The organism is Streptomyces sp. NPDC013317 (genome assembly GCF_055563155.1).
Window position 1 is genome coordinate 1058525 of sequence record NZ_JBVHDX010000001.1, and the last position, 19939, is coordinate 1078463.

Genomic DNA, 19939 nt, shown 5'->3' on the forward strand with positions numbered 1-19939 from the left:
GTCACTGCGTCGCGCCCCGCCGTGTCGCTGCGCGGGGGGTGTTTCAGTGGGTGTCGATGTCGCTGGCGGTCTTGCCGAGTGGGGTCCAGGTGGACCGGCCGGTCCACCGCTCGACTGCGCCGGTGTTCTTCGCGATCCGGTAGACCGACCGGTCGTCGACTTCGTGGGCGGTGCCGGCCGCGCCGATCTGCGTCCAGGCGTGCGGGGTGCCGCTGTACTTGAGCAGCTTTCTGTTGCCGGGGTCGGTGGCGAACAGCCCCGCACCGCCGGCGTGGACGCTTCCGGCGGGGCCGCTGATCTTGTGCCATCCGGACCCGTGGGAGTCGGCCATCCAGATCTGGCTGCGGTCCGGGGCCAGCCCGGCGATGTAGTCGGGGCCGATGGCGAACTCGGAGCCCGGCCCGCCCGCGCGGGTCCAGCCCCGGCCGGGTCCGCCGTAGCGGTAGAGGTCATTGTTCTGGCCGGGGAAGACTGCGAACAGCCCTGCTCCGCCCGCGTACAACGCACTGGCCGGGCCGCCGATGTTCTCCCACCGGCTTCCCTCCCCGGTCCAACGCATGACGGCGTCCTTGCGCGGTGTCAGCGCATACAAGGAGTCGCCGTGGACGAGGAACTGCGCGCCGGGGCTTCCGATCCACCTCCAGGCGCCGGCCTGGTTGCGAGCGTAGATATCGCCCGTGTGGGGGTTGGTGGCGAACACCCCAGCAGGTCCGGCGTAGACCCGGCCTGCGATGCCCCCGACCGCTGTCCACCCTTTGCCCGCGGTCCACTGCAGGACCTCCTTGCGGTCGGACGTGACGGTGTAGAGGGTGCCGGCGGGCTGGGGTGCGCTTCTGGGATCGCTACCGGGGCGGGAAGAAGCGGGCGCCTGCGAAGGGCCCGTGGTCACCGCCGGCGGCGGGGTACTGCTGGCGACCGTCGGGCTGGAGTCCTCGAGGCCGGGCACGTCGAGCCCGCGGTCTGGCGCGGAGGACGTGGGTGACTGGGACGGCACCCTGAGGGACTGGTCCGGGCCGGTGTCGGATGCCGTCTGCCGCAGGCCGATCACGATGCCGCCGGCCACACAAGCGGCCGCCAGGAACAGAGCGGCCAGAGCGGGAACCCTCACACGCGGTGGACGGCTCTGGTCCCCACGGGTTTCGGTGCCGACGAGCGGTGTGCCGGCATCGCCGTCACGCTCGTCGTCACCCTGCACCGGTCCTTCCGGCGCCTGGCGGTCGGAGGGCGGTGGCAGGTCCATGCCCTCGTCGCCGTGCGCGGGAGCCGCCTGCGTGATGTGCGGCTCCTCCGGGCCGTCGGGCCCCGAGGCCTGGGCCGGGACGGTGGTGTCCTCCGCGTTCCGGTGCCCGTCTTCGGCCTTGCCACTTGCGCTGGAGGCGGAGACGGGTACTGACGAAGTGTCTTCGTCTGCCTGCTCGCCTGGTCCGGCCTCGCTCTGCCACTCCTGCAGGTCGTCCTGGTGGCGGGTCACGCTGTCGCGGAGCCGCGCCAGGTCCTTCAGCAGATCCGTGCTGCCCTCACCCCCGGGATCATTGTCCTCGGGTGACGGCTGGGTGGCCTGGATGCCGGCGTACGCCCTGCGGGCGGCATGATGGACCTGCTGAGCCTCCGACACCCGACTGCGTAACTCAGCCAACTGCACGACCTGAGAGGAGTCCGCTTCCTGCCCCGTCTCTGCCGATGACCCCGGCACGGGCGCCTGTTCCAAGGTGTCGATCCTGGCGAGGAGCACGGTGATCAGGCGGCCCATCTGGTCGATGTCCTGCTCGGCCTGACGCAGGGCCGCGTCGAGACCGGGGGAGGGGCGCTGCTCCTCCTCGGCGGTCAGCGCCTCTTCGTACAGGCGGCGTGCCTTCGCCAGCATCGCCTCGCGGCCGCGGGCGTCGCGCACGCGGTCCCTGACCACTGCGTTGAGCCGTCCCAGGGGGATGATCCGCGCGCCGGAGCGGTACTCGCCCCACAGCGTCTTGCCTCCCTCATAGCGCTCGGCCATCTCCCGGACACCCATGCCGTCGGTCAGCTCCCGCAGGAACTGCGCGAGTGCGTTGGCCGCGTCGGTCGCTCCCCTCGGAGCACCTTGCGGACGTCCCCCTCTGGCCACCCGTCCCCCTTAACGGTTGTCCGCGGACAACCCCCGTTGTCCGTTCCCCAGCTTGCGCCTGACCTGCGCGTTCCATACCCGCCCCACCCGGTCAACTCCGCAGAGAAGCAACGTGGGCGGCACGGGTAGCACAGGCGGCTTTCCGGCGAGATCGCCGACGCCTGGTGCCACAGAACACGGCCAGGTCTGTTCCGTCCATCAATGGGGGTTGTCATGTCTCAAATTCGTACGCTTGCTGCCCTGGGGGTGGCCCTCACACTCGGCGGCGTCGTCGCTGCGGGAATCACCGCCCCTCAGCCCGGCCCCGTCGGCGTCAAGCCGGACACCGTCACCAACGCCGCAGCCCAGCCCCTCTCGACCGGGACGCTCGGCCGTCACGCCCGCCCAGGCGGAGCGGTCACCCGCGAGCAGATCATCAACCGCGCCCAGTCCTGGGTGAAGCAGAAGGTTCCCTACAGCCAGACCGCCTGGTGGCCCGACAAGGCGACCGGTGGCCCCTACCGGCAGGACTGCTCCGGCTTCGTCTCCATGGCCTGGCAACTGCCCACCAGCGACACCACCCTCACCCTGCCCCGCCGCGCCCACCGGATCGCCGTGAAGGACCTCAAGCCCGGCGACGTCCTCAACTCACGCGGACACGTGATCCTGTTCGGTGCCTGGAACAACCAGGCCAAGGGCACGTTCACGTTCTACCAGGCGAGCCGACCGGGCCACCCCGCCGGCAAGTCCACCGGCAGCATCCACGCCGCCCGGCTGGCAGGCCACCCCACCCAGCACTACACCGCCCTGCGCTACAAGAACCTGACCGAGACAGCGCCGGTCGCCACGCCCTCGCGGAAGCCGCCGCGCAGAGCGCCCGCACCGACCACCCCGGCCCCCAAGACCACCACCGCCCCGGCTGCCAAGCAAACCCGCGCTCCGGCGCCCAGCGACCGGGCGCGGACACTGCGGCTGTCGACGATCGTCACCGCGCAGAACACCCTCTACGCCCGCTCCGCCGACGGCTCGGGCGTCTATCAGTGGACCGGCCGCGGCACCGTGTGGGTCAAGGTAGGAGGACCGGCGCGGCACCTGTACGGCGGAGGGGCGGGCCTGTTCGCGACGAACCCGCGCACCGGGAACATCTACCGCTACGACCCCGCCCGCCGCACGTGGACAGGGATCGGAGGTCCGGGCAAGTCGTTCGTCATGGACACCACCCGCCTGTACGGCCTGAGCCCCGACGGTTCGGGCATCTACCAGTGGACCGGCAAGGCCGGACAGTGGACCAAGATCTGGGACCACACCCGCAACGTCTACGGCGGCCCCGCAGGCCTGTTCGCCACGAACCCCAGCAACGGCAACATCTACCGCTACCACCCGGCCACCCGCAGCTGGTCGCTGACCGGCGGCCCGGGCAGGACGTTCGCCACCGACGGAAAGCACCTCTATGGCCTGAGCCCCGACGGCTCGGGCGTCTATCAGTGGACCGGCCACGGTACCGAGTGGGTCAAGGTAGGGGGGCCGGCGCGGCACCTGTACGGCGGAGGGGCGGGCTTGTTCGCGACGAACCCGCACACCGGGAACATCTACCGCTACGAGTCGAACTCCCGACGCTGGTCGCTGACCGGCGGCCCAGGCAGGACGTTCGCCGCCGACGGCAAGCACCTCTACGGTCTGAGCCCTGACGGCTCGGGCGTCTACAAGTGGACTGGCCGCGGCACTCTCTGGGCGGGCATCGGTGGACCCACCCTGCGGCATCCTTGACCTTCTGCACTGAGCGCCCGCCCACGCTCCCCGGTCTGACTTTTCGGCCGGCACGTGCGTGCGCCGGGCAGGGAGGCCTGCCCGGCGCACGAGATGAGGGTGGCCGCATCAGTCGCTAGCGCTTACTCGGACTTCTGCGTCCGCTGTGCTTCCCTCCGCCAGTGGTCGATGTTGTGCCGAAGAGTTTGTAGGGGGGATGATCCTCGCCCAGTACCGGCAACATGTGCTCCAGCAGTTGCTCGTTGAGCGTGAGGGCTCCGGCCGCGTCCCCTGCCTGCCCCCGCCAGGGCGCGGAGCTGCCCCAGGCGGCAAATGTGGCGGGATGATCCTCACCCAAGAGCCGGGGCCTGACGAAGTTCCTCATATGCCTGCGAGGCCCCGGCCGCATCCCCTGCATGCCCTCGCCAGGCGGCGAGGTGGCAGTCCCTCGATCGCGTTTCGGGCCTTTGCCTGGTCGTCGCCGGACACCGCGGCGCCGCGCTCGCGCAGGCCGACCACCACGGCCGCGTGCGGTCGTCTGCCAGGCAACCGAGTGGCCCGGTCCGTCTCGCTGCCAGCAGGGGGCAAGCGCGGGTCTAGAGTCGGATTGTAGGTTGATCGCTTGGGTCTCTCTCGGTATGCGGGCTGCTCGAGGGTGGTGCGAAAAAATCTCGAAGAAAGTTGTCGTCGGATGTCGAGGACCGGTTTCCGGCTCCGACTGAGGGGTGACAGCGCGCCAACGGGGCGTGTGGAACGGGGAGGACACCCGAGATGAAGTACGTCGCGATGATCTACGGCAACCAGGCCAAGTGGGACTCCTTCCCCGCCGAGGCGTGGCCGGAGGCGATCGCCAAGCAGGAGGCGTTCAACCGCAAGTACCGCGAGAGCGGTGAGCTGCTGGGTGCGTACGGTCTGGCGGACGCGGCCAATGCCCAGCTCGTACGCCGCGAGGATGGCGCCCCGGCGGTCACCGACGGCCCCTACCTGGAGACTAAGGAGTACATCGCCAGCTTCTACATGCTCGACTGCGACAGCTTGGAGCGGGCGCAGGCGATCGCGGCGGACATGCCGTTCGCCGACGTGGAGCCGGTCGAACTGTGGCCGGTACTGCACGAGTCCGCGGCGGAGGTGTGACCTTCGGCCGCAACGCTGCCGAGGACCTGCTACGCGAGCTGGCGCCGCAGGTCCTCGGCGCGCTCGTACGCCGTTACGGCGTCTTCGACGCCTGCGAGGACGCGGTCCAGGAAGCACTGCTGTCCGCCGCCCTGCAGTGGCCGGAGGCTGGCGTCCCGGACAACCCCCGGGGCTGGCTGGTCACCGTTGCCTCCCGCAAGCTGGTCGACCAGATCCGCAGCGACAGTGCCCGGCGGCGCCGTGAGGACGCCCTGGCGCTGGCCACTCCGCAGGCCGCGTTGCTCAGCCACGCTGCCGACGCCGCATCAGATGCGGACCGGGACGACTCGCTGGCGTTGCTGTTCCTGTGCTGCCACCCCGCGCTGTCGCCGGCCAGCCGGATCGCCCTGACCCTGCGCGCGGTCGGAGGTCTGACCAGTGCGCAGATCGCTGCCGCTTTCCTGGTTCCTGAGTCGACCATGGCACAGCGCGTCAGCCGTGCCAAGCAGACGGTCAAGGTGTCCGGTACCCCTCTGGCCGTGCCTGAGGGTGCCGACCTCACCGAGCGGCTGGCCGAGGTGCGGCACGTGCTGTACCTGATCTTCAACGAGGGGTACACCGCCACCGGCGGTACCGACGGCGACGGCCTTACCGTGCCGGAACTGTCCACCGAGGCGATCCGACTCACCAGGATGCTGCACCGTCTGAGGCCTTATGACAACGAGACCGCGGGCCTCCTCGCTTTGATGCTGCTTACCGAGGCGCGTCGCCCCGCCCGCACCAGTCCATCCGGCGAAGTGGTGCCGCTGGCCGAACAAGACCGAAGCCAGTGGGACCGCCGTGCCATCAACGAAGGGGTCGACCTGATCAGCCGGACCCTCCCGAACGGTCAGGTCGGCCCATACCAACTGCAAGCCGCCATCGCGGCTGTGCACGACGAGGCCGAGGACACCGAAACCACCGACTGGCCACAGATCCTCGCGCTGTACGAGCTCCTGGAACGGTTCGGACCGAACCCGATGGTCTCCCTCAACCGCGCGGTCGCCGTAGCCATGGTCCACGGCCCAGCCGCAGGGCTCGACCTGATCGCATCGCTGGAGACCGACAAGTGCATAGCCCACCACCACCGCCTGCTCGCCACCCGAGCCCACCTGCTCGAACTCCTCGGCGAACATGAGGCCGCGGCAACCTCCTACCGCGAAGCCGCCCGTCGCACCACCAGCATCCCCGAACGCCGCCACCTCAGCGCCCGCGCCCACCGCCTGAAAGCCCTTATGTGACACGCACCGCTCCGTCGGGCGGTGCCCGGCAGAGCCAGACGAGCCGATGAGACGAGGGAGACCCCACCGGCGTGTGGCGCGGCCGGTCCGCGTACGTGCGAAGGAACGCGCATAGCCCATACTGGTGGACTCGCCTATTCGACTGTCGCGTGTTGGCCGCCCGGCTCTGGAACTGCTCTTGACCGTGACGTCTGGCAGGGGTGGGGCTGATGTCAGAGGGATCCGGTTGGATGAGCCCGTGACTGTCTATGACGTAGCCCGCCAGCTTCCCACCATTGCCGAGCTGCGGGACCTGTGCCGCTCGCTTGCGATGCTCGACGCGATCCTGAGCCCGGACTGGGAAGGCCGGTACTACTCCTTCAACGCCGCTTGGGCCGGCGGCGAGGAGATGGCCTCGATGCGCGACGGGTCAGGAGACGAGTACTCCATCGTGTTCTCGGCGGCCGGGGTCTATGTCCGCGGCTTCAGCCACGAGTCGCCGATGAGCCCCTATGGCAACGACGGCGAGCCTTGGCCGGGTGTGATCGACGAAGTGCCTGAGGTCTTTCGGCCCTTCGTGGAGGAGCCGGCGTTCACCGACGAGGACGGCGTGCCCGTCGTAACAGCCTGCGTGTGGCGGGGGAAGACCGACGTTCAGTGGTGCCACGGGACGATCGACTTTCCCGCGGGTCGTGCCGATCCTGATGGGACGACCGGACTGTTCAGTCTCCTGGTCGACCGTTCTCCGGAAGCGTTCCAGTGCTTCGCCGAGGACTACTACGAGGTCCCCGTGGACCTGGCAGCGGTGAGTAATGTGTATGCCCTGCGGCCTCTGGACCAGGAACTCGTTTCGTCGCTGAATGCAGAGGTCACCCTGGCGGACCTGGCCCAGGACATCTTCGAAATCGGCTATCCGCGGCCGGACCGAGAGGCGCTCTGACTGCTGCGCGTCTCGGTGGGATCGCCTGTTCAACTGTGATCGGCCTGCCGGGGAACCCAGCCGGATGGTGACCTTAGGTGATCACCGGCGGCATAGCGGGTCCAGTTGCCGCCAGCCTGTCGGCGCAGCCGCCGAACCCTGCAGGGCACCAAGCCCCGCGCATGGCATCCGGGGCATGCGATCACCGCGGCGCGGTGCAGCCTGGTGTCCGACCGCCAGGGGGCCTGGAGGTACGCATGCCCGCCGGCCGTGCGATGTGGTCCGGAGCCGTCAGCTTCGGGCTGGTCACTTCTCTGAACTAGCGCTGGCGGGCGCGGATCACGTCGGGTCGGAGCCGATTGCGGTGTTCAGCGCGAGCAGGGCGGCATCGTATGGGCCACGTGCAAACTGGAACGGTCCAAATTCCCGGTACTCGCGGGTCTTGCGATGGGGTTGCTCGAAGGAATCCCAGATAACGAGCTCCGCTGTCGTGGTGATGCGGGCCATGAGGGGCCAGCATCCCCACTCGCCGCATTCACAGCCGAGGACGGGTGTCTTCGGCCCCATCGCGTTGGTGGATCGCCCGGAGAAATGGTCCTGCATCGGTCCGAACCGGTAGAACGCAGGGATCAGGCCACCATAGGCTTCGCCTGCAGGCTGCATCTCGGCGGCGATCTCGAAGTTGTCGATCAGCTCGGTGAGTGGTGCTCCGTCGATGTGATGGAGCACCACGAGTGGGCCGACGCCGCCACGCGGCCGGCAGTCGAAACGGATCTCATTGTTCGTCATCCGCTGATTGTTCCAGCGCAGCTGTGCCATCATCCTCCCGGATCGGCTGAGCTGGGGGCACGCGTGGCATGCCGAGGTTTCCCGTCGTGCCGCCGGGAGTTTGCCGGTCCACTTGAGCGATCTTGTCCTCGGCGCCAGCCAGGTACCGCGGCTTTCTCGCCGAGCTGCTGATGGCCGAGTGCGATGACCGGGCCCGGCGCCGGTCGGAGAGGCGGATCAAGACGGCCGGCTTCCCCCGGGAGAAGACCCCCTGCGGAGCTTCGACTTCAGCGCCAACCCCAACATCGACCCCGCCACCATCCACACCCTCGCCAGCTGCGAATGGATCAAGAAGAGCCAGCCCCTCTGCCTCATCGGCGACTCCGGCACCGGCAAGTCCCACATGCTCATCGCCCTGGGCACCGAGGCCGCCATGAAGGGCTACCGCGTCCGCTACACCCTCGCGACGAGGCTGGTCAACGAGCTGGTCGAGGCCGCGGACGAGAAGCAGCTGAACAAGACCATCGCCCGCTACGGCCGCGTCGACCTGCTCTGCATCGACGAACTCGGCTACATGGAACTCGACCGCCACGGCGCCGAACTCCTCTTCCAGGTCCTGACCGAACGCGAGGAGAAGAACAGCGTCGCCATCGCCTCCAACGAGTCGTTCGGCGGCTGGACCAAGACCTTCACCGACCCTCGCCTATGCGCGCCATCGTCGACCGCCTCACCTTGAACGGCACCATCATCGAAACCGGCACCGACGCCTACCGCCTCGCCTCGACGCGGGCGCGGGCCGAGGAAGCAGCGAAGGCTGGCTTCGATCACTTCTTTCGACAGCGTTTGTTAACGAGTTTCGCCGCCAGCGTCCGGTCGATGGCTTCGCGGATCGTCACGAGTTTTGAAGGCACCTGCTGATTGGGGCGAGCAGGGTCGGTTGGTTGCGACAGGGCTGTCACAAGCTTCGGAGATCACTTGACCTTGCCCCAGAGGGACGGATGACAGTGTCTCTGCCGACCACATGAGCGGACGGTCTGTGTCCGCCGGTCAGGCCAGGACGAAGAGGGGGGAGTTCGTGTGATCGCGACCTGCGTCATTCTCGACATCGGCGGCGTGCTGGAGATCACGCCGGAAACGGGATGGGTGCAACGGTGGGAAGAGCGGCTGGACCTGCCACTGGGCACTATCCATGAGCGGATGCACGACGTGTGGCGGGCTGGGAGCGTCGGGGACATCAGCGAGCGAGAGGTGCACGAGCAAGTGGCTGCCCGTTTGGGTCTCGACGCGTCCCGGGTTGAAGCGTTCATGGCTGATCTCTGGGCGGAGTATCTAGGGACGCCGAACGTGGAGCTCATCGACTATGTGCGAGGGCTGCGCGGAAGGTGCAAGCTCGGCATCCTGAGCAACAGTTTCATCGGCGCCAGGGAGCGGGAGACGACGCTGTATCACTTCGACGAACTGGTGGAGCAGATCGTCTACTCGCATGAGATCGGCATCGAAAAGCCTGACGTGCGTGCTTTCGAGGTCGCATGCGCCAGCTTGGACGTGCGGCCGGAGAACTGCCTGTTCATCGACGATGTCGCAGTCATCGTTGAGGCCGCCCAGGCGGCGGGCATGCAGGCGCATCTGTTCGAGGACAACGCCGGGACCATCCGGCGCATCGCAGCTCACTTGGACGCCGGGCCGTTGGTCCCAGGGCGTGTCCCACTCGGATGACGTCGGCCTGGCCGGTCTCCGGCAGCTGACGGCCAGGCGTTGAAGCCGTTGATCAGCCCGCTTCTGCGCGTTCCGCGCGGGCTCGTGTGCTGGCGAGGCGGTAGGCGTCGGTGCCGGTCTCGATGATGGTGCCGTTGAAGGTGAGGCGGTCGACGATGGCGCGCATAGGCGAGGGTCGGTGAAGGTCTTGGTCCAGCCGCCGAACGACTCGTTGGAGGCGATGGCGACGCTGTTCTTCTCCTCGCGTTCGGTCAGGACCTGGAAGAGGAGTTCGGCGCCGCGGCGGTCGAGTTCCATGTAGCCGAGTTCGTCGATGCAGAGCAGGTCGACGCGGCCGTAGCGGGCGATTGTCTTGGAGAGCTGCTTCTCGTCGGCGGCTTCGACGACCTCGTTGACCAGCTTCGTGGCCAGCACGTACTTGACCCGGTAGCCGGCCATCGCGGCTTCGGTTCCGAGCGCGATGAGCATGTGGGACTTGCCGGTGCCGGAGTCGCCGATCAGGCAGAGCGGCTGGCTCTTCTTGATCCATTCGCAGCTGGCGAGGGTGTGGATGGTCGCCGCGTCGATGTCGGGGTTCGCGTCGAAGTCGAAGGTCCGCAACGACTTGTCCCGGGGGAAGCCGGCCGTCTTGATCCGCCTCTCCGACCGGCGCCGGCCCGGTCGTCGCACTCGGCCATCAGCAGCTCGGCGAGGAAGCCGCGGTAGGTCATCTGGTCCTTCAACGCCCGGTCGGCGATGTCGGCAAACTCGTTTCTGATCGAGGGAAGCCGCAGCAGGCGGCAGGCGGTGTCGATGGCCGTGGTGGCGGCCTGCTCGGTCAAGCCTCGCTGTCGGGGCAGGGTCACTGTGCTTCTCCCTCGCGGTGTTCACCGCCGCTGGCGCGGCGACGTCGGAGCAGTTGGTCGTAGTGGGTCACCGAGGGCAGCGGCCTGGTGTCCGGGGGAAGATGCGCGAGCCGCCACTCGTGCAGAAACGTCACGGTGGCCGCGCCGCCAGCGTCCGCCGGCGAAGAGTGCCCGGCGGGTTCGTCCTCGGTTTGGGCCACCTTGCGGGCTTCCAGCGCGACCGCGTCCGCCGTCAAGGCCCCCGGCCCTCAGAGCCATCGCGAGGCCGGCGACCAGGTGCTCGTGCGAGACGTGGCGGGCCAGCAGCAGCACCTCAATCAAGGCCCTGGTTCCGGCGGTGTCTCCGTGGGCCTTGACCGCCGCGGCCCACCAGGCGTCATGGACCGGTGTGAACTTGCCAGCCGAGCGGGCCTGCTCGAGCGCCGTCGCGCCGGGGAAGGCTCCCGGCTTGCGGATCAGGGCCTCCAGGTAGTGGTCCACATCCAGGCGGCAGCGCTGTGCCGCCGGGTCAGTCCCGGCATGTGCTCAGCGAACGTCCGCCGAGCACATGAAGACGCCGGACAGAAGAACCGCCGAACTCGCAGTTGCAGGACCACCAGACGCCCCCCACTCGGCACGTCCCCAGGAAACCGCAGGTAGGTGCTGTGCACCCGGGTCGACTCGCTGCCACAGTCCGGGCATGCCGCCCTGGCTGCCGTACTGCAGACGTCGATGCGTATCGCCTCGTGACTCACGTCCAGCGACAACACCGACACGTCCGCGATGGACGGTAACAGCAGGCCCTCCAGGCGGGGCGACGTCTCTTCCACGACGCCGCACTGTCGACCACATCAAGATCGGCCCTGGTCATTTTCAGGCAACTTCCCGGAGCCTGATCGGAGCGGCAGCCGTCACTCAGCGTGCGCGCATCACGGAAAGCGAGCCAGAACCACAACCCGTGAATAAAGCCAGAAGGCCGGCTGACCGCTGCAGGTGCCTGTGACGGCCCTCCTCCCGGGGGCCGTCACAGCTGATGAGGATCCGCAAACAATTGCTCTGGTCGGAAGTCCGTGACAGGCCAAGTCAGCAACCTGCCTGGCGGTTCGTTTCGGTCACAGCTGATACCAGTCGTCTCCGCCGACGCGCAGCGAACGGCCGAGGTAGTCGCGCAGGTCGTTGGCCACCCATCTTCGGCTGTCGCTCTCGTGTTCCCAGACGAACACGTCCGGGCGCTGCGGCTTCTGCACGAAGGCGAACTGATCACCGCCCCCGTTGCCGCCGAAGAACATGAGGGCGTCGAAAGACATATAGAGCTGGGCGAAGGTCTCGTCGGACCAGAAGTGGAGGTTCTGTTCGACGACCTGGTCGATGGTCCAGACAGCGTCCACGTGAGAGTGACCGAGCACCCCGTTGCTCTCCAACAGCAGCTGCTTAAGGTCCGTCGGCAGAGCCCGCCCCAACCGCCTCTCGGCCTCAACGATCTCGGACACCTCGACCGGCTCCCGAAGCCCTGCATCAGGAAAGACTTCCTGCACTGACTGTCTCCACATGACAGCGAGCTTAAGGGCCTGTCCCGTATATGACCGTGAGCTGGTAGGTCTCCCTGGCGGTACTGTCGGCCGAGGGAGTGGGAGAAGCCGAACGGGTGCCCGCTTCACGGCGGTTGGGCGGCTGCCCAGAGTCTCGTAGGGCGCCTGCTCGCGGAGGTCGTCGCTTCGAGGCACGTGTATGGCGGCGGTGATCTCGCGGGGCCGCTGGACGTGTGGCTGATCGCTGACCGGGGTGCAACCGTTCGCGTCACGACTGGATCGGACGGGTGCCTGATCGTCGAGGAGTCGGAGCCACACACCGGCTATGACATGGGCGACTTGGGACGCGTCACTGTGGGGGCGATCGGCAACGAGACACCGTTCGCAGATCACATCGGGGAAAGCATTCTGGCGGTGCGGGAAGAGCACGAACCGAACACCGGACGCGTTGCCCTGGAGCTCTCATTCCCCAGAGGTCGCGTCCGCTGCGAGAGCCGGGCTGGGGACCTCCGTCTGACCCTGATGTGATGATTTTGGTGTGGCTGGTGTGATCACGGCGTCGGAGCCGTCTTGGATAGCCCCGTTCACCGGGCTGAGCCCGCGGCAGGTCGGGAAGCTGGTGACGGTGCTGCGGCGCGAGGGGGCGGACGCGGTCCGCAGGGCCCGGCCGTGGAGTCTTCCGCTGGAGGACCGGGGCCCTGATGGTTGCGGCCTACTGGCGCACGAACCTGACCATGCGGCAGCTCGGGCCGCTGTTCGGGGTGTCGAAGTCGGCGGCGGACCGGCATCGACCATCTCGGGCCGATGCTCGCGCTCCAGCCCCGTAAGCGGTTCGCGAGGGACACCGTGCTGATCGTGGACGGCACCCTGGTCCCCACCCGCGACCGTACGATGGCCGAGCGGTCGAAGAACTACCGGTACTCCACCAACCACCAGGTCGTCATCCACGCCGACACCCGCCTGGTCGTCGTGGTCGGCCAGCCTCTGCACGGGAACCGCAACGACTGCAGGGCATGGGAGGAATCCGGCGCCAAGGCCGCCGTCGGCAACACCGTCACGCTCGCCGACGGCGGCTATCCGGGCACCGGACTCGTCATCCCGCACCGCCGGCGGCGCGGCCAGACCGAACTGCCGGACTGGAAGGAGGGCTACAACAAATCCCACAAGCAGGTCCGGGCCCGGGTCGAGCACGTCTTCGCCCGCATGAAGACCTGGAAGATCCTCCGCGACTGCCGCCTCGAGGGTGACGGCGTCCACCACGCCATGCTCGGCATCGCCCGGATGCACAACCTCGCCCTCGCCGGATAGGGAAGCGGGCCGCACGGCGGCCCACCACGCTTGAGACGGCCAAAAGATCATTTACGGGACAGCCCTTAGCCGCCAACCACAACGGAAACCTGTGGCTCTATGCCGGCGACCCCACCAAGAAGCCGGGCGTCAAACCAGCCACCAAGGTCGGCGGCGGCTGGAGCACCCGTTGACCGCACCCGGCAACACCGACGGCAACACGTCCGCCGACCTTCTGGCCCGTAACACCGCCGACGACAAACTGTGGCGCTACCGAGGAGCAGCAAGCACATTCGGCAACCGCACTCTATTCGGCACCGCCGGCTGGACCACAGCCGGTCGCCCACGCATCGCTTCCGGAGACGACGCCGACAACAACGGCCTACCGGATCTGTGGGCCACGACCAGTGACGGGAAGCTCCTCTTCTACAGCGGCGCCCGATGAAGACGGAAACCCCGTGAGTGGACCATCGACAATCGTCGGCACCGGCGGCTGGGGTTCGATCACTGTCCTCAGCTAGGATCTCCTATTTGTTGATGGCGGTCCGGGCCGGCATATCCCGGATCGCCCACAGCAACCCGCCCAAAGTCCCGTCGGAGGCAAGCGATGGCGCAGCGGCTGAGCAATTACCGAACCCTCGTGATGCCTGATTACGGAGGATTCGATCTGTACGATGCAGATTTCGACGTTCGCGATGATGCGCTTATTAAACCCGCGCGCGCCAGAGCAGTCGCAGGGAACGGATTGGAAGTCTGCGTCGTCTGCGCCCAGACCCGATTTAAAGTGCAACTTGTGATCGAAACCTGGACGGCAGAACCGCCCCTCCTTGACGACTGCGAAGGCTATGAGGAAATGCAGATGGAAATTCCCACCGGTCTATTGGTCATCTCGGAACGGACTCGGGGTGCCTGGGACATCTCTATCCCGAAAGGGACGTACAGGTCACGCATTTCTTTTTCCGGCCGAGACGCAGCCAGCCAGATGGCCGCCGAGGCAGACTCAAGCACGCCGTCGGACGGCCGTGAGGGAACGGAGCAGTACACCTTTCAAATGTGGCCGGCATAGAGGGACGGCTCGCTCTCCCCTCGCCCACGGCGGTGCGGGATGACCCCCTGGAACCATCTCGTCTGCGTGCTCTGGGCGCGGTGGCAGGACGCCGAGGGCTACGACCGCACCCGCTGGACGCTGGTCTCCTCGCCCCGTTCAAAGACGGCCGCGGTGGAGGTTCCGTGAGCACGGCCCTCGATACGACGCTGGTGCCCGCCGAGGCCGTCGGCGGGCACCAGCCCGTGCCGCTGGGGCCGCCCCGTACGGGCCAATTCCGGGCAACTTCCCCAAGGTCGACTCGCCCCAGACCTGTCACCCCGGGGCTGTGCAGTCCAGGATCCTTCCGTCGACCGTTCCTATGACCAGTCGCTGTTGGTCCGCCCGGAACGCGACGGACACCGGCGTGACCGGGTGGCCGTATGCGCGGAGGGTGTACCGGTCCCGCACCTCGCCCGTCGCCGTGTCGAGGGCCTCTGCCTTCCCAGTGAGGTAGACGACGTACACCGTGTGCTCGTCGCCGTCGAGACCGGCGAGCGGCTGGTCGGTCTCGTAGACCCAGCGTGCTGCTCCGTCCGGAAGCCGACGGTTCACGACGTAGGTGCCCGTGCGGGGTTGTGCGTAGGTGGGGCCCCGCTCGTAGGACCGGCCTGCTTGGACGAGGGTGTCTCCCACCTCGACGGCGGGGCCGTACCAGGGCTGGAGCGCGGACGCCGGGTCCCAGTGCAGGGGGAAGAGGGCGCGCACGGTGGCGGGACCGTGGGCGCCTGGCGGCTCGATCGCGTGGATCCACGGAGCGTCGCCGTCCGGGCCGGGGCCGTCCACGTACAGCAGACGGGTGCTGTGTCTGACGCGCAGCGCCGGGGAGTTGGAGCGACGGGGCGCAAGCCCGACCTGTGCCGCCTGGTGGTGTGCGGGGTCGAGCAGCAGCGCGGCCTCTGCGTCGCGCCCCAGGGGGCGCAGGGCCAGCCAGCCCTCGCCCGTGGCGCTCCATGCGGCTGCCGATGGCGTGTCCACGCAGTCCACCACACCGCCGTCCGCCGTCGATATCCGCCGAACTGTGGTCGCCCGGTCGACCATCCGCCCCGTCCGGTCGTCGCGGCGGAAGCCCCGGTACGTCACCCACGCCGATGTGCCGTCAGGGGCTGCCTCGACCTGGACGCTTCCCTCCCCGCTGGCCGGTAGAGCCCAGCTCAGCGCGCCGGACGCATCCCAGCATTCGAGGTCCGTGTGCCGGCCGGTAGCCAGCACCCTGCCGTCGGCCAGCACCGTGAGGTCCCGTACTTCCGCCCGCCTCCGCCACCGGCCCTCCGTCAGTCGGGCGAGGGCGTCCTCCACCTGGGGGTCGTAGAGGAGCCCGCTTTCGACCATCGGATGGCGAACGCGGTCGGGGTCGACCAGACCGGCCGGAGCGGACAGCCAGTCGTCCGCCGCGACGGCCAACTCGAATCCTGTGCGGAAACCGCCATCCTTGTCCTCGGGGGAGAGCAGCATCGCGAGCCTGCCATCCTCCAGCCAGCGCAGGTGCCGCACTTGACGGCTCTTGCTCAGCAGGTCCGTCACGAGCCCGGTCTCGAGGTTCAGCACAAGCAGCTGTCCCTCGAAGTCCCACGAACCGTCGTAGCGGCCGGTGCCCACGGCGACGATCGGCAGCTCCGGGTGAGGCTCGATGGCACATACGGAGTAACGGGAGGCGACAACGTGGCGCGGCCGGAGGGTGCCGGCTTCGTACACGCCGATCCGGTGGCCGAGCCAGCGTCCCGTGCCGTGCCACGGGACGTGGCCGAGGTCGCCGGCCGCGATGACGCAGCCGTGACGCGTGGCGCTCACCACCCACTCCGGCCGACCGATCTCGGCGAACGGTTGGTCCCCGAGTATGCGGCGAACGGTCAGCTCTCCCGGCACAACGATCTCCCTTCAGGCGGCGCACAGTCTGCCAGGTCCGGCCCGGGCCTTCCTGTGCCCTCTCCAGTCGCTCGGCTCATCCGCACCAGGACGGGCCGACGCGCTGTCATGACGGCCGGCGGCACGTGCCGAGCCCGCAAGAGGCGTACGTAGCGAACACGGTCACCGCGTCGAACGGCCGCACCCCTCGATGAACTCGTTCATGTCTGGCGAACGGCACGTTCCTCTTCCGTAGCGAGGACCTCGATCGCTGCGCCCCCGGTCTGTGCCAAGTAGGTCCGGCCAGGGCATGAGGACGTTGCACGCGGTCCGCGCCGCTCAGCCCCATTGCGCGTGGCGACGAAGCTCCTGCTGGATCCGTTCGCCGCGATCTCTGGGTCCGCGGTCCTCGCCCCTGGGGGCCGTGCTACACGGCGCGCTTTGGGTGAATTGCTACGTCCACCGCATGCCGATGGTGGAGAGTTGCTCGATCCGTTCCGGTGTCAGCGTGGCGGCCCGGGAGCTACGCGCCCGTCGGCCGGATCCCGCCAGATGAGCCGCACTGGCCGGTCGGACAGACCAGTCACCTCCGGGTCCCGGTCCAACGCCATCAACTGAGTGCGCATCGTGGCGGAGCCGTGCATCACATGCCGCCCGGTGGTGGCTGACCACCACCATCAGGGCTCCCACCGGCGTTCCGGCAGCACCGGGAATGCCGATACCGGCGCCAAATTCCTCAAAACGCACCGAACCGATCGCCTGGTCCCACGGCAGCTGGGTGACCTGTCCGGACAGTCTGGTGAAGGCCACCTCCACTGCCAGGCCGTGCACCTGGCTGCCAGCACTACTCCAGGCACTGCCTGCGCCCTCACGCCGTTTCACCTCTGCCACCCAAGTAGGGACCTGCTGCCAGGAGGAGGCGAATCTGCCTGCCTCACTCGAAGGGGCGATTCTCGGCGGAATGCCGGACCGGCCCACAACGCCCATGCTGTCCAACGCGAAGAGCCAGGGCACAGGGAGCAGTGCGGTTAGGGCGCGTATTTAGTTGTGATCAATAGGTGGTCCGGGTGAGGTGCTCGAGCCAGATAAGGTGCCCCCGAAGTCAGGCACGAGGGGATCTCGTTGAAGCGACGGAAGCTGATCGGGATTGGAGCGGGGCTGGCGGTCTTACCCGTCTGGTGGACCCTGCGTCAGGTGGCGAACGGAGCCAAGGGGGACTGGCACACCGACACCACACCGCTGGAGCGGGCATTCCCGCTGCTGGGCCCGCTCGTCGACGCCAAGTGGGTGAGCAGCCGGGACAACGATCGGGCGTACCGTCGCCGGAGCTGGTGATCTCGGGCTTCACCTGGCTGACATGGGGGAAACTTGCCGAGCTGACGGCGGCCCACGCCTTCGTCTCCGAGGGGCCGGCGATGACTTCTCCTCGTGGTTCGAGAAGCCGATCGAGGTCGAGGGGCCGGAGAACCCCCAGTGGATCCGGTCGCACGAGCTCGACCGTGACGGCAGCGGCCACTCCACCAAACTGTGGTTTGACCGTCGCAGCGACGCCGTCCGCTTTTGGGCACTCAATCCGTACGGCTAAAGCGTGTTGCAGAAGGTCGTATTCGGGCAGGTCAGAGCCGGGTTCGAGGCCGGTCGGTTCATGCGGCCATGGCGAGGTTGTGCATGTGGGCGACGGCCTGGACCGCGTGGTGAAGACCGTTGCCGCGCTGGCGGCAGTCGCGGAGGATCTTGTAGTGCTTCATGCGGGCGAAGGCGTGTTCGACGCGGGCTCGGACTCTGCGGTGTTCGGCATTGTCCTCTTCCTCGCCGGGCAGGAGGGCTCGGCCGGGGCGTTTGCGGTGCGGGACGACGAGTCCGGTGTTGATGTACGCGCCGTCGGTGAGCACGGTGACGCCCTCTGATGTCGCGGCCAAGCCGGAGTCCCGCCATGCCCTCGCGTCCGCGGTGTTGCCGGGCACCGGCCGGGCCGCGGCGACCACCAGCTTGGTGTCGGCATCGATGATGACCTGCACGTTCGCCGAGAACCGCTAGTTACGCGAGGATGCGCCAGTCTTCCGGTCGCGGACCGGGATCAGGGTGCCGTCCACGATCCACAACCGTTCCACCGCGTGGGCCGGACGGATGGCCGGCTCGATGGCCAGCAGCGGCCGCAGTCGCTGGATGACCCGGCACACCGTCGCGGGCGAGACGCCGAACAGCGGTGCGAGCTGCCGCATCGTGAGGTTGGTGCGGTAGTAGACGGCCGCCAGCAGCACCCGGTCAGCCAGCGGCAGACACCACGGCCGACCGCCACCGGGACCATTTCCGCCCCGTTCCCGGACGACCTTCAGCAGCCGCTCGAACTGCCGCATCCGCAGACCCGTGAACGTCTCCACCCAAACGCCTCAGCCCTCAACACCCCGCCCATACAGGGGAAATACCCGAGACAAAGCCTTCTCCAACACCCTTTAAGGGTTGTCCCGTAAGCGGGTTCCGCGGTCGGGGCTTCAGAGGAAGCCCAGCGGGACGTTCTTCTCGATGCAGAGCCGCAGGACGCCCGGCAGCTGGCGGGCGTCCTCGATGTGCTGGAAGAGCTGGTCGCCGCCCTCCTGTGCCCACTGGTCGGTGATCGCTTCCAGCCGGACCAGAATCGACGCGCACTCGGCAGGCGAAAGGTCGTCGCCGCCGGCATCCGGATGATCGAGGAGTGGCTCCAGAGCGGTGGAAACCTGGCTCCACGGGCGTTCTCTGCCGAAGCCTGACATCTCGGAGAGGACGAACCCCTCGGCCTCGGCCAGACGCCGCCGGAACGCGGCGAAGCCACTGTAGGACCAGGAGACATCCGGACTGCTGTTGTCTCCGTCGCCCGGGAAAAGAACCAGTCCCATGTGCCCTCCTTGCTTGCCGAGCACACAGGATCGAGGACGCTGGGCAGCGCCTGCAACTGCAATGATCTTGGTGTGGCTGGTGTGATCACGGCGTCGGAGCCGTCCTGGATAGCCCCGTTCACCGGGCTGAGCCCGCGGCAGTTCGGCAAGCTGGTGACGGTGCTGCGGCGCGAGGGGGGGCGGACGCGGTCCGCAGGGGCCGGCCGTGGAGTCTTCCTCCGGAGGACCGGACCCTGCTGGTTGCCGCGTACTGGCGCACGAACGCTGCAGCGCCCTCGGCGTGGCGGCCAGGGCGTACCAGCCCACCTCCTTGGGGACGGTGGTCGTCAGTCGTTGCGACGGCGCACGGCGCGGAGTGCGACGTCGTATGCCATCGCGCCGAGCGTGAGAACCACGAGCGGCCACACGAACGGGGATCCTGGCGAGGCAGCACCCTGCGCCAAGAGCGCACCGAGGCTGCCCGTGCCGAGCATTGCGGTACAGGCCGGTAGGTTCGGTGAGGTGATCCGCAGCACCATCTCCCTGCGTACGGCCGGGCGTGACGGGTCCGGAGCGGGCGCGCTCATCGACCGTTCCCCGTCCCCGCTCCGACCTCCGTGGGGCCGCCGGTGAGCCGGGCGGCAAAGCCCTTCACCTTCCGGCTGTCCTGCTCGCCGACAGTGATCACCGGGCGCGGTTCAGCCCGGGTCGTCCTGCCTACGGCGGAGTCATGGGGTGCGCCACCCACAGGTGGCGCGGGAGGAACGAGTTCGCTGCGCGGCCGGCGGCTCGCAATTCGTTTGCCGGGCCTGGGTGTTCGAATCTAGGGTCGAGGTGTTGAACGGCGTGTAGCTCAGTCAGTTAGAGCACCGGGCTTCCTACCCGGGGGGCGCAGGGGCAGATCCTGCCACGCCGGC

The 19939-nt window shown here is 68.1% G+C and carries 16 protein-coding genes, 1 tRNA gene and 6 pseudogenes; 13 read left to right on the forward strand and 10 right to left on the reverse strand.

Translation table 11 applies throughout. The annotated features are described in order from the left end of the window. Positions 1-43 precede the first annotated feature (43 nt). Positions 44-2101 (reverse strand): hypothetical protein, encoded by a 2058-nt coding sequence (locus ACZ3IJ_RS04495; protein WP_467466189.1) that lies wholly within the window; start codon positions 2099-2101, stop codon positions 44-46. 213 nt (positions 2102-2314) lie between these two features. Between ACZ3IJ_RS04495 and ACZ3IJ_RS04500 the strand changes: the two genes are divergently transcribed. The 4 genes from ACZ3IJ_RS04500 to ACZ3IJ_RS04515 all read left to right on the forward strand — a co-directional run bounded on the left by ACZ3IJ_RS04500 (position 2315) and on the right by ACZ3IJ_RS04515 (position 7138). Continuing rightward, positions 2315-3847, forward strand: coding sequence for a hypothetical protein (locus ACZ3IJ_RS04500; RefSeq protein WP_467466190.1), 1533 nt, complete (start codon positions 2315-2317; stop codon positions 3845-3847). Positions 3848-4597: 750 nt separating this feature from the next. Then, the gene (locus ACZ3IJ_RS04505; RefSeq protein WP_467466191.1) at positions 4598-4960 is read left to right on the forward strand and encodes a YciI family protein; all 363 of its coding nucleotides are present in this window, start codon (positions 4598-4600) and stop codon (positions 4958-4960) included. After that, positions 4957-6219 carry an RNA polymerase sigma factor gene (locus ACZ3IJ_RS04510; RefSeq protein ID WP_467466192.1) on the forward strand — a complete coding sequence of 421 codons (1263 nt, stop codon included), beginning with the start codon at positions 4957-4959 and terminating at the stop codon, positions 6217-6219. Before ACZ3IJ_RS04505 ends, ACZ3IJ_RS04510 begins: the two co-directional genes overlap by 4 nt. Positions 6220-6457: 238 nt before the next feature. Continuing rightward, positions 6458-7138, forward strand: coding sequence for a hypothetical protein (locus tag ACZ3IJ_RS04515; protein ID WP_467466193.1), 681 nt, complete (start codon positions 6458-6460; stop codon positions 7136-7138). Between the two features lie 318 nt (positions 7139-7456). Here the strand turns inward: ACZ3IJ_RS04515 and ACZ3IJ_RS04520 are convergent, their stop codons facing one another. Next, complete coding sequence (locus tag ACZ3IJ_RS04520) at positions 7457-7906, reverse strand: hypothetical protein (RefSeq protein ID WP_467466194.1); 450 nt, start codon at positions 7904-7906, stop codon at positions 7457-7459. Positions 7907-7927: 21 nt separating this feature from the next. Between ACZ3IJ_RS04520 and istB (ACZ3IJ_RS04525) the strand changes: the two are divergent. After that, positions 7928-8695 (forward strand): annotated as a pseudogene (gene istB / locus ACZ3IJ_RS04525) (IS21-like element helper ATPase IstB); the annotation flags it as partial. 267 nt (positions 8696-8962) lie between these two features. After that, the gene (locus tag ACZ3IJ_RS04530) at positions 8963-9601 is read left to right on the forward strand and encodes an HAD family hydrolase (RefSeq protein WP_467466195.1); all 639 of its coding nucleotides are present in this window, start codon (positions 8963-8965) and stop codon (positions 9599-9601) included. Positions 9602-9653: 52 nt separating this feature from the next. On the opposite strand, the pseudogene istB (ACZ3IJ_RS04535) reads toward ACZ3IJ_RS04530, so the two are convergent. From istB (ACZ3IJ_RS04535) to ACZ3IJ_RS04550, 4 genes and pseudogenes are all read right to left on the reverse strand, one after another. Further along, positions 9654-10446: pseudogene (gene istB / locus ACZ3IJ_RS04535) on the reverse strand (IS21-like element helper ATPase IstB). Continuing rightward, positions 10443-10682, reverse strand: a complete 240-nt coding sequence (locus tag ACZ3IJ_RS04540; protein ID WP_467466196.1) for a hypothetical protein — start codon at positions 10680-10682, stop codon at positions 10443-10445. The pseudogene istB (ACZ3IJ_RS04535) and the gene ACZ3IJ_RS04540 overlap by 4 nt, the downstream one beginning before the upstream one ends. Positions 10683-10901: 219 nt before the next feature. Beyond that, positions 10902-11255: a transposase family protein gene (locus ACZ3IJ_RS04545; RefSeq protein WP_467466197.1), complete on the reverse strand. Its 354-nt coding sequence runs from the start codon at positions 11253-11255 to the stop codon at positions 10902-10904. A 282-nt stretch (positions 11256-11537) separates the two neighbouring features. Further along, on the reverse strand, positions 11538-11915 hold the full coding sequence (locus ACZ3IJ_RS04550; protein ID WP_467466198.1) for an SMI1/KNR4 family protein: 378 nt from the start codon (positions 11913-11915) through the stop codon (positions 11538-11540). 577 nt (positions 11916-12492) lie between these two features. Between ACZ3IJ_RS04550 and ACZ3IJ_RS04555 the strand changes: the two are divergent. From ACZ3IJ_RS04555 to ACZ3IJ_RS04570, 4 genes and pseudogenes are all read left to right on the forward strand, one after another. After that, positions 12493-13262, forward strand: a pseudogene (locus ACZ3IJ_RS04555) (transposase). 169 nt (positions 13263-13431) lie between these two features. Beyond that, a complete protein-coding gene (locus ACZ3IJ_RS04560) occupies positions 13432-13686 on the forward strand; it encodes a hypothetical protein (RefSeq protein ID WP_467466199.1) in 255 nt (84 codons plus the stop codon). Positions 13687-13848: 162 nt separating this feature from the next. Next, positions 13849-14307, forward strand: a complete 459-nt coding sequence (locus ACZ3IJ_RS04565) for a hypothetical protein (protein ID WP_467466200.1) — start codon at positions 13849-13851, stop codon at positions 14305-14307. Positions 14308-14346: 39 nt separating this feature from the next. After that, complete coding sequence (locus ACZ3IJ_RS04570; RefSeq protein ID WP_467466201.1) at positions 14347-14475, forward strand: hypothetical protein; 129 nt, start codon at positions 14347-14349, stop codon at positions 14473-14475. Positions 14476-14601: 126 nt separating this feature from the next. Here ACZ3IJ_RS04570 and ACZ3IJ_RS04575 read toward each other — a convergent pair whose 3' ends face one another. Together ACZ3IJ_RS04575 and ACZ3IJ_RS04580 are read right to left on the reverse strand one after the other, a co-directional pair. Further along, the gene (locus ACZ3IJ_RS04575) at positions 14602-16116 is read right to left on the reverse strand and encodes a hypothetical protein (protein WP_467466202.1); all 1515 of its coding nucleotides are present in this window, start codon (positions 16114-16116) and stop codon (positions 14602-14604) included. Between the two features lie 560 nt (positions 16117-16676). Further along, positions 16677-16944 (reverse strand): annotated as a pseudogene (locus tag ACZ3IJ_RS04580) (TnsA-like heteromeric transposase endonuclease subunit); the annotation flags it as partial. Positions 16945-17292: 348 nt separating this feature from the next. Here ACZ3IJ_RS04580 and ACZ3IJ_RS04585 point away from each other — a divergent pair. Next, entirely contained in the window at positions 17293-17505 is a 213-nt protein-coding gene (locus tag ACZ3IJ_RS04585) for a hypothetical protein (protein WP_467466203.1), read from the forward strand. A 308-nt stretch (positions 17506-17813) separates the two neighbouring features. Here the strand turns inward: ACZ3IJ_RS04585 and ACZ3IJ_RS04590 are convergent. Beyond that, positions 17814-18583: pseudogene (locus tag ACZ3IJ_RS04590) on the reverse strand (transposase family protein). A gap of 79 nt (positions 18584-18662) precedes the next feature. Next, complete coding sequence (locus tag ACZ3IJ_RS04595; RefSeq protein WP_467466204.1) at positions 18663-19043, reverse strand: hypothetical protein; 381 nt, start codon at positions 19041-19043, stop codon at positions 18663-18665. A 72-nt stretch (positions 19044-19115) separates the two neighbouring features. On the opposite strand from ACZ3IJ_RS04595, the pseudogene ACZ3IJ_RS04600 reads away from it, so the two are divergent. Next, positions 19116-19306: pseudogene (locus ACZ3IJ_RS04600) on the forward strand (IS5/IS1182 family transposase); the annotation flags it as partial. Between the two features lie 558 nt (positions 19307-19864). Next, positions 19865-19938: transfer RNA gene (locus tag ACZ3IJ_RS04605), tRNA-Gly, on the forward strand. Position 19939 lies beyond the last annotated feature (1 nt).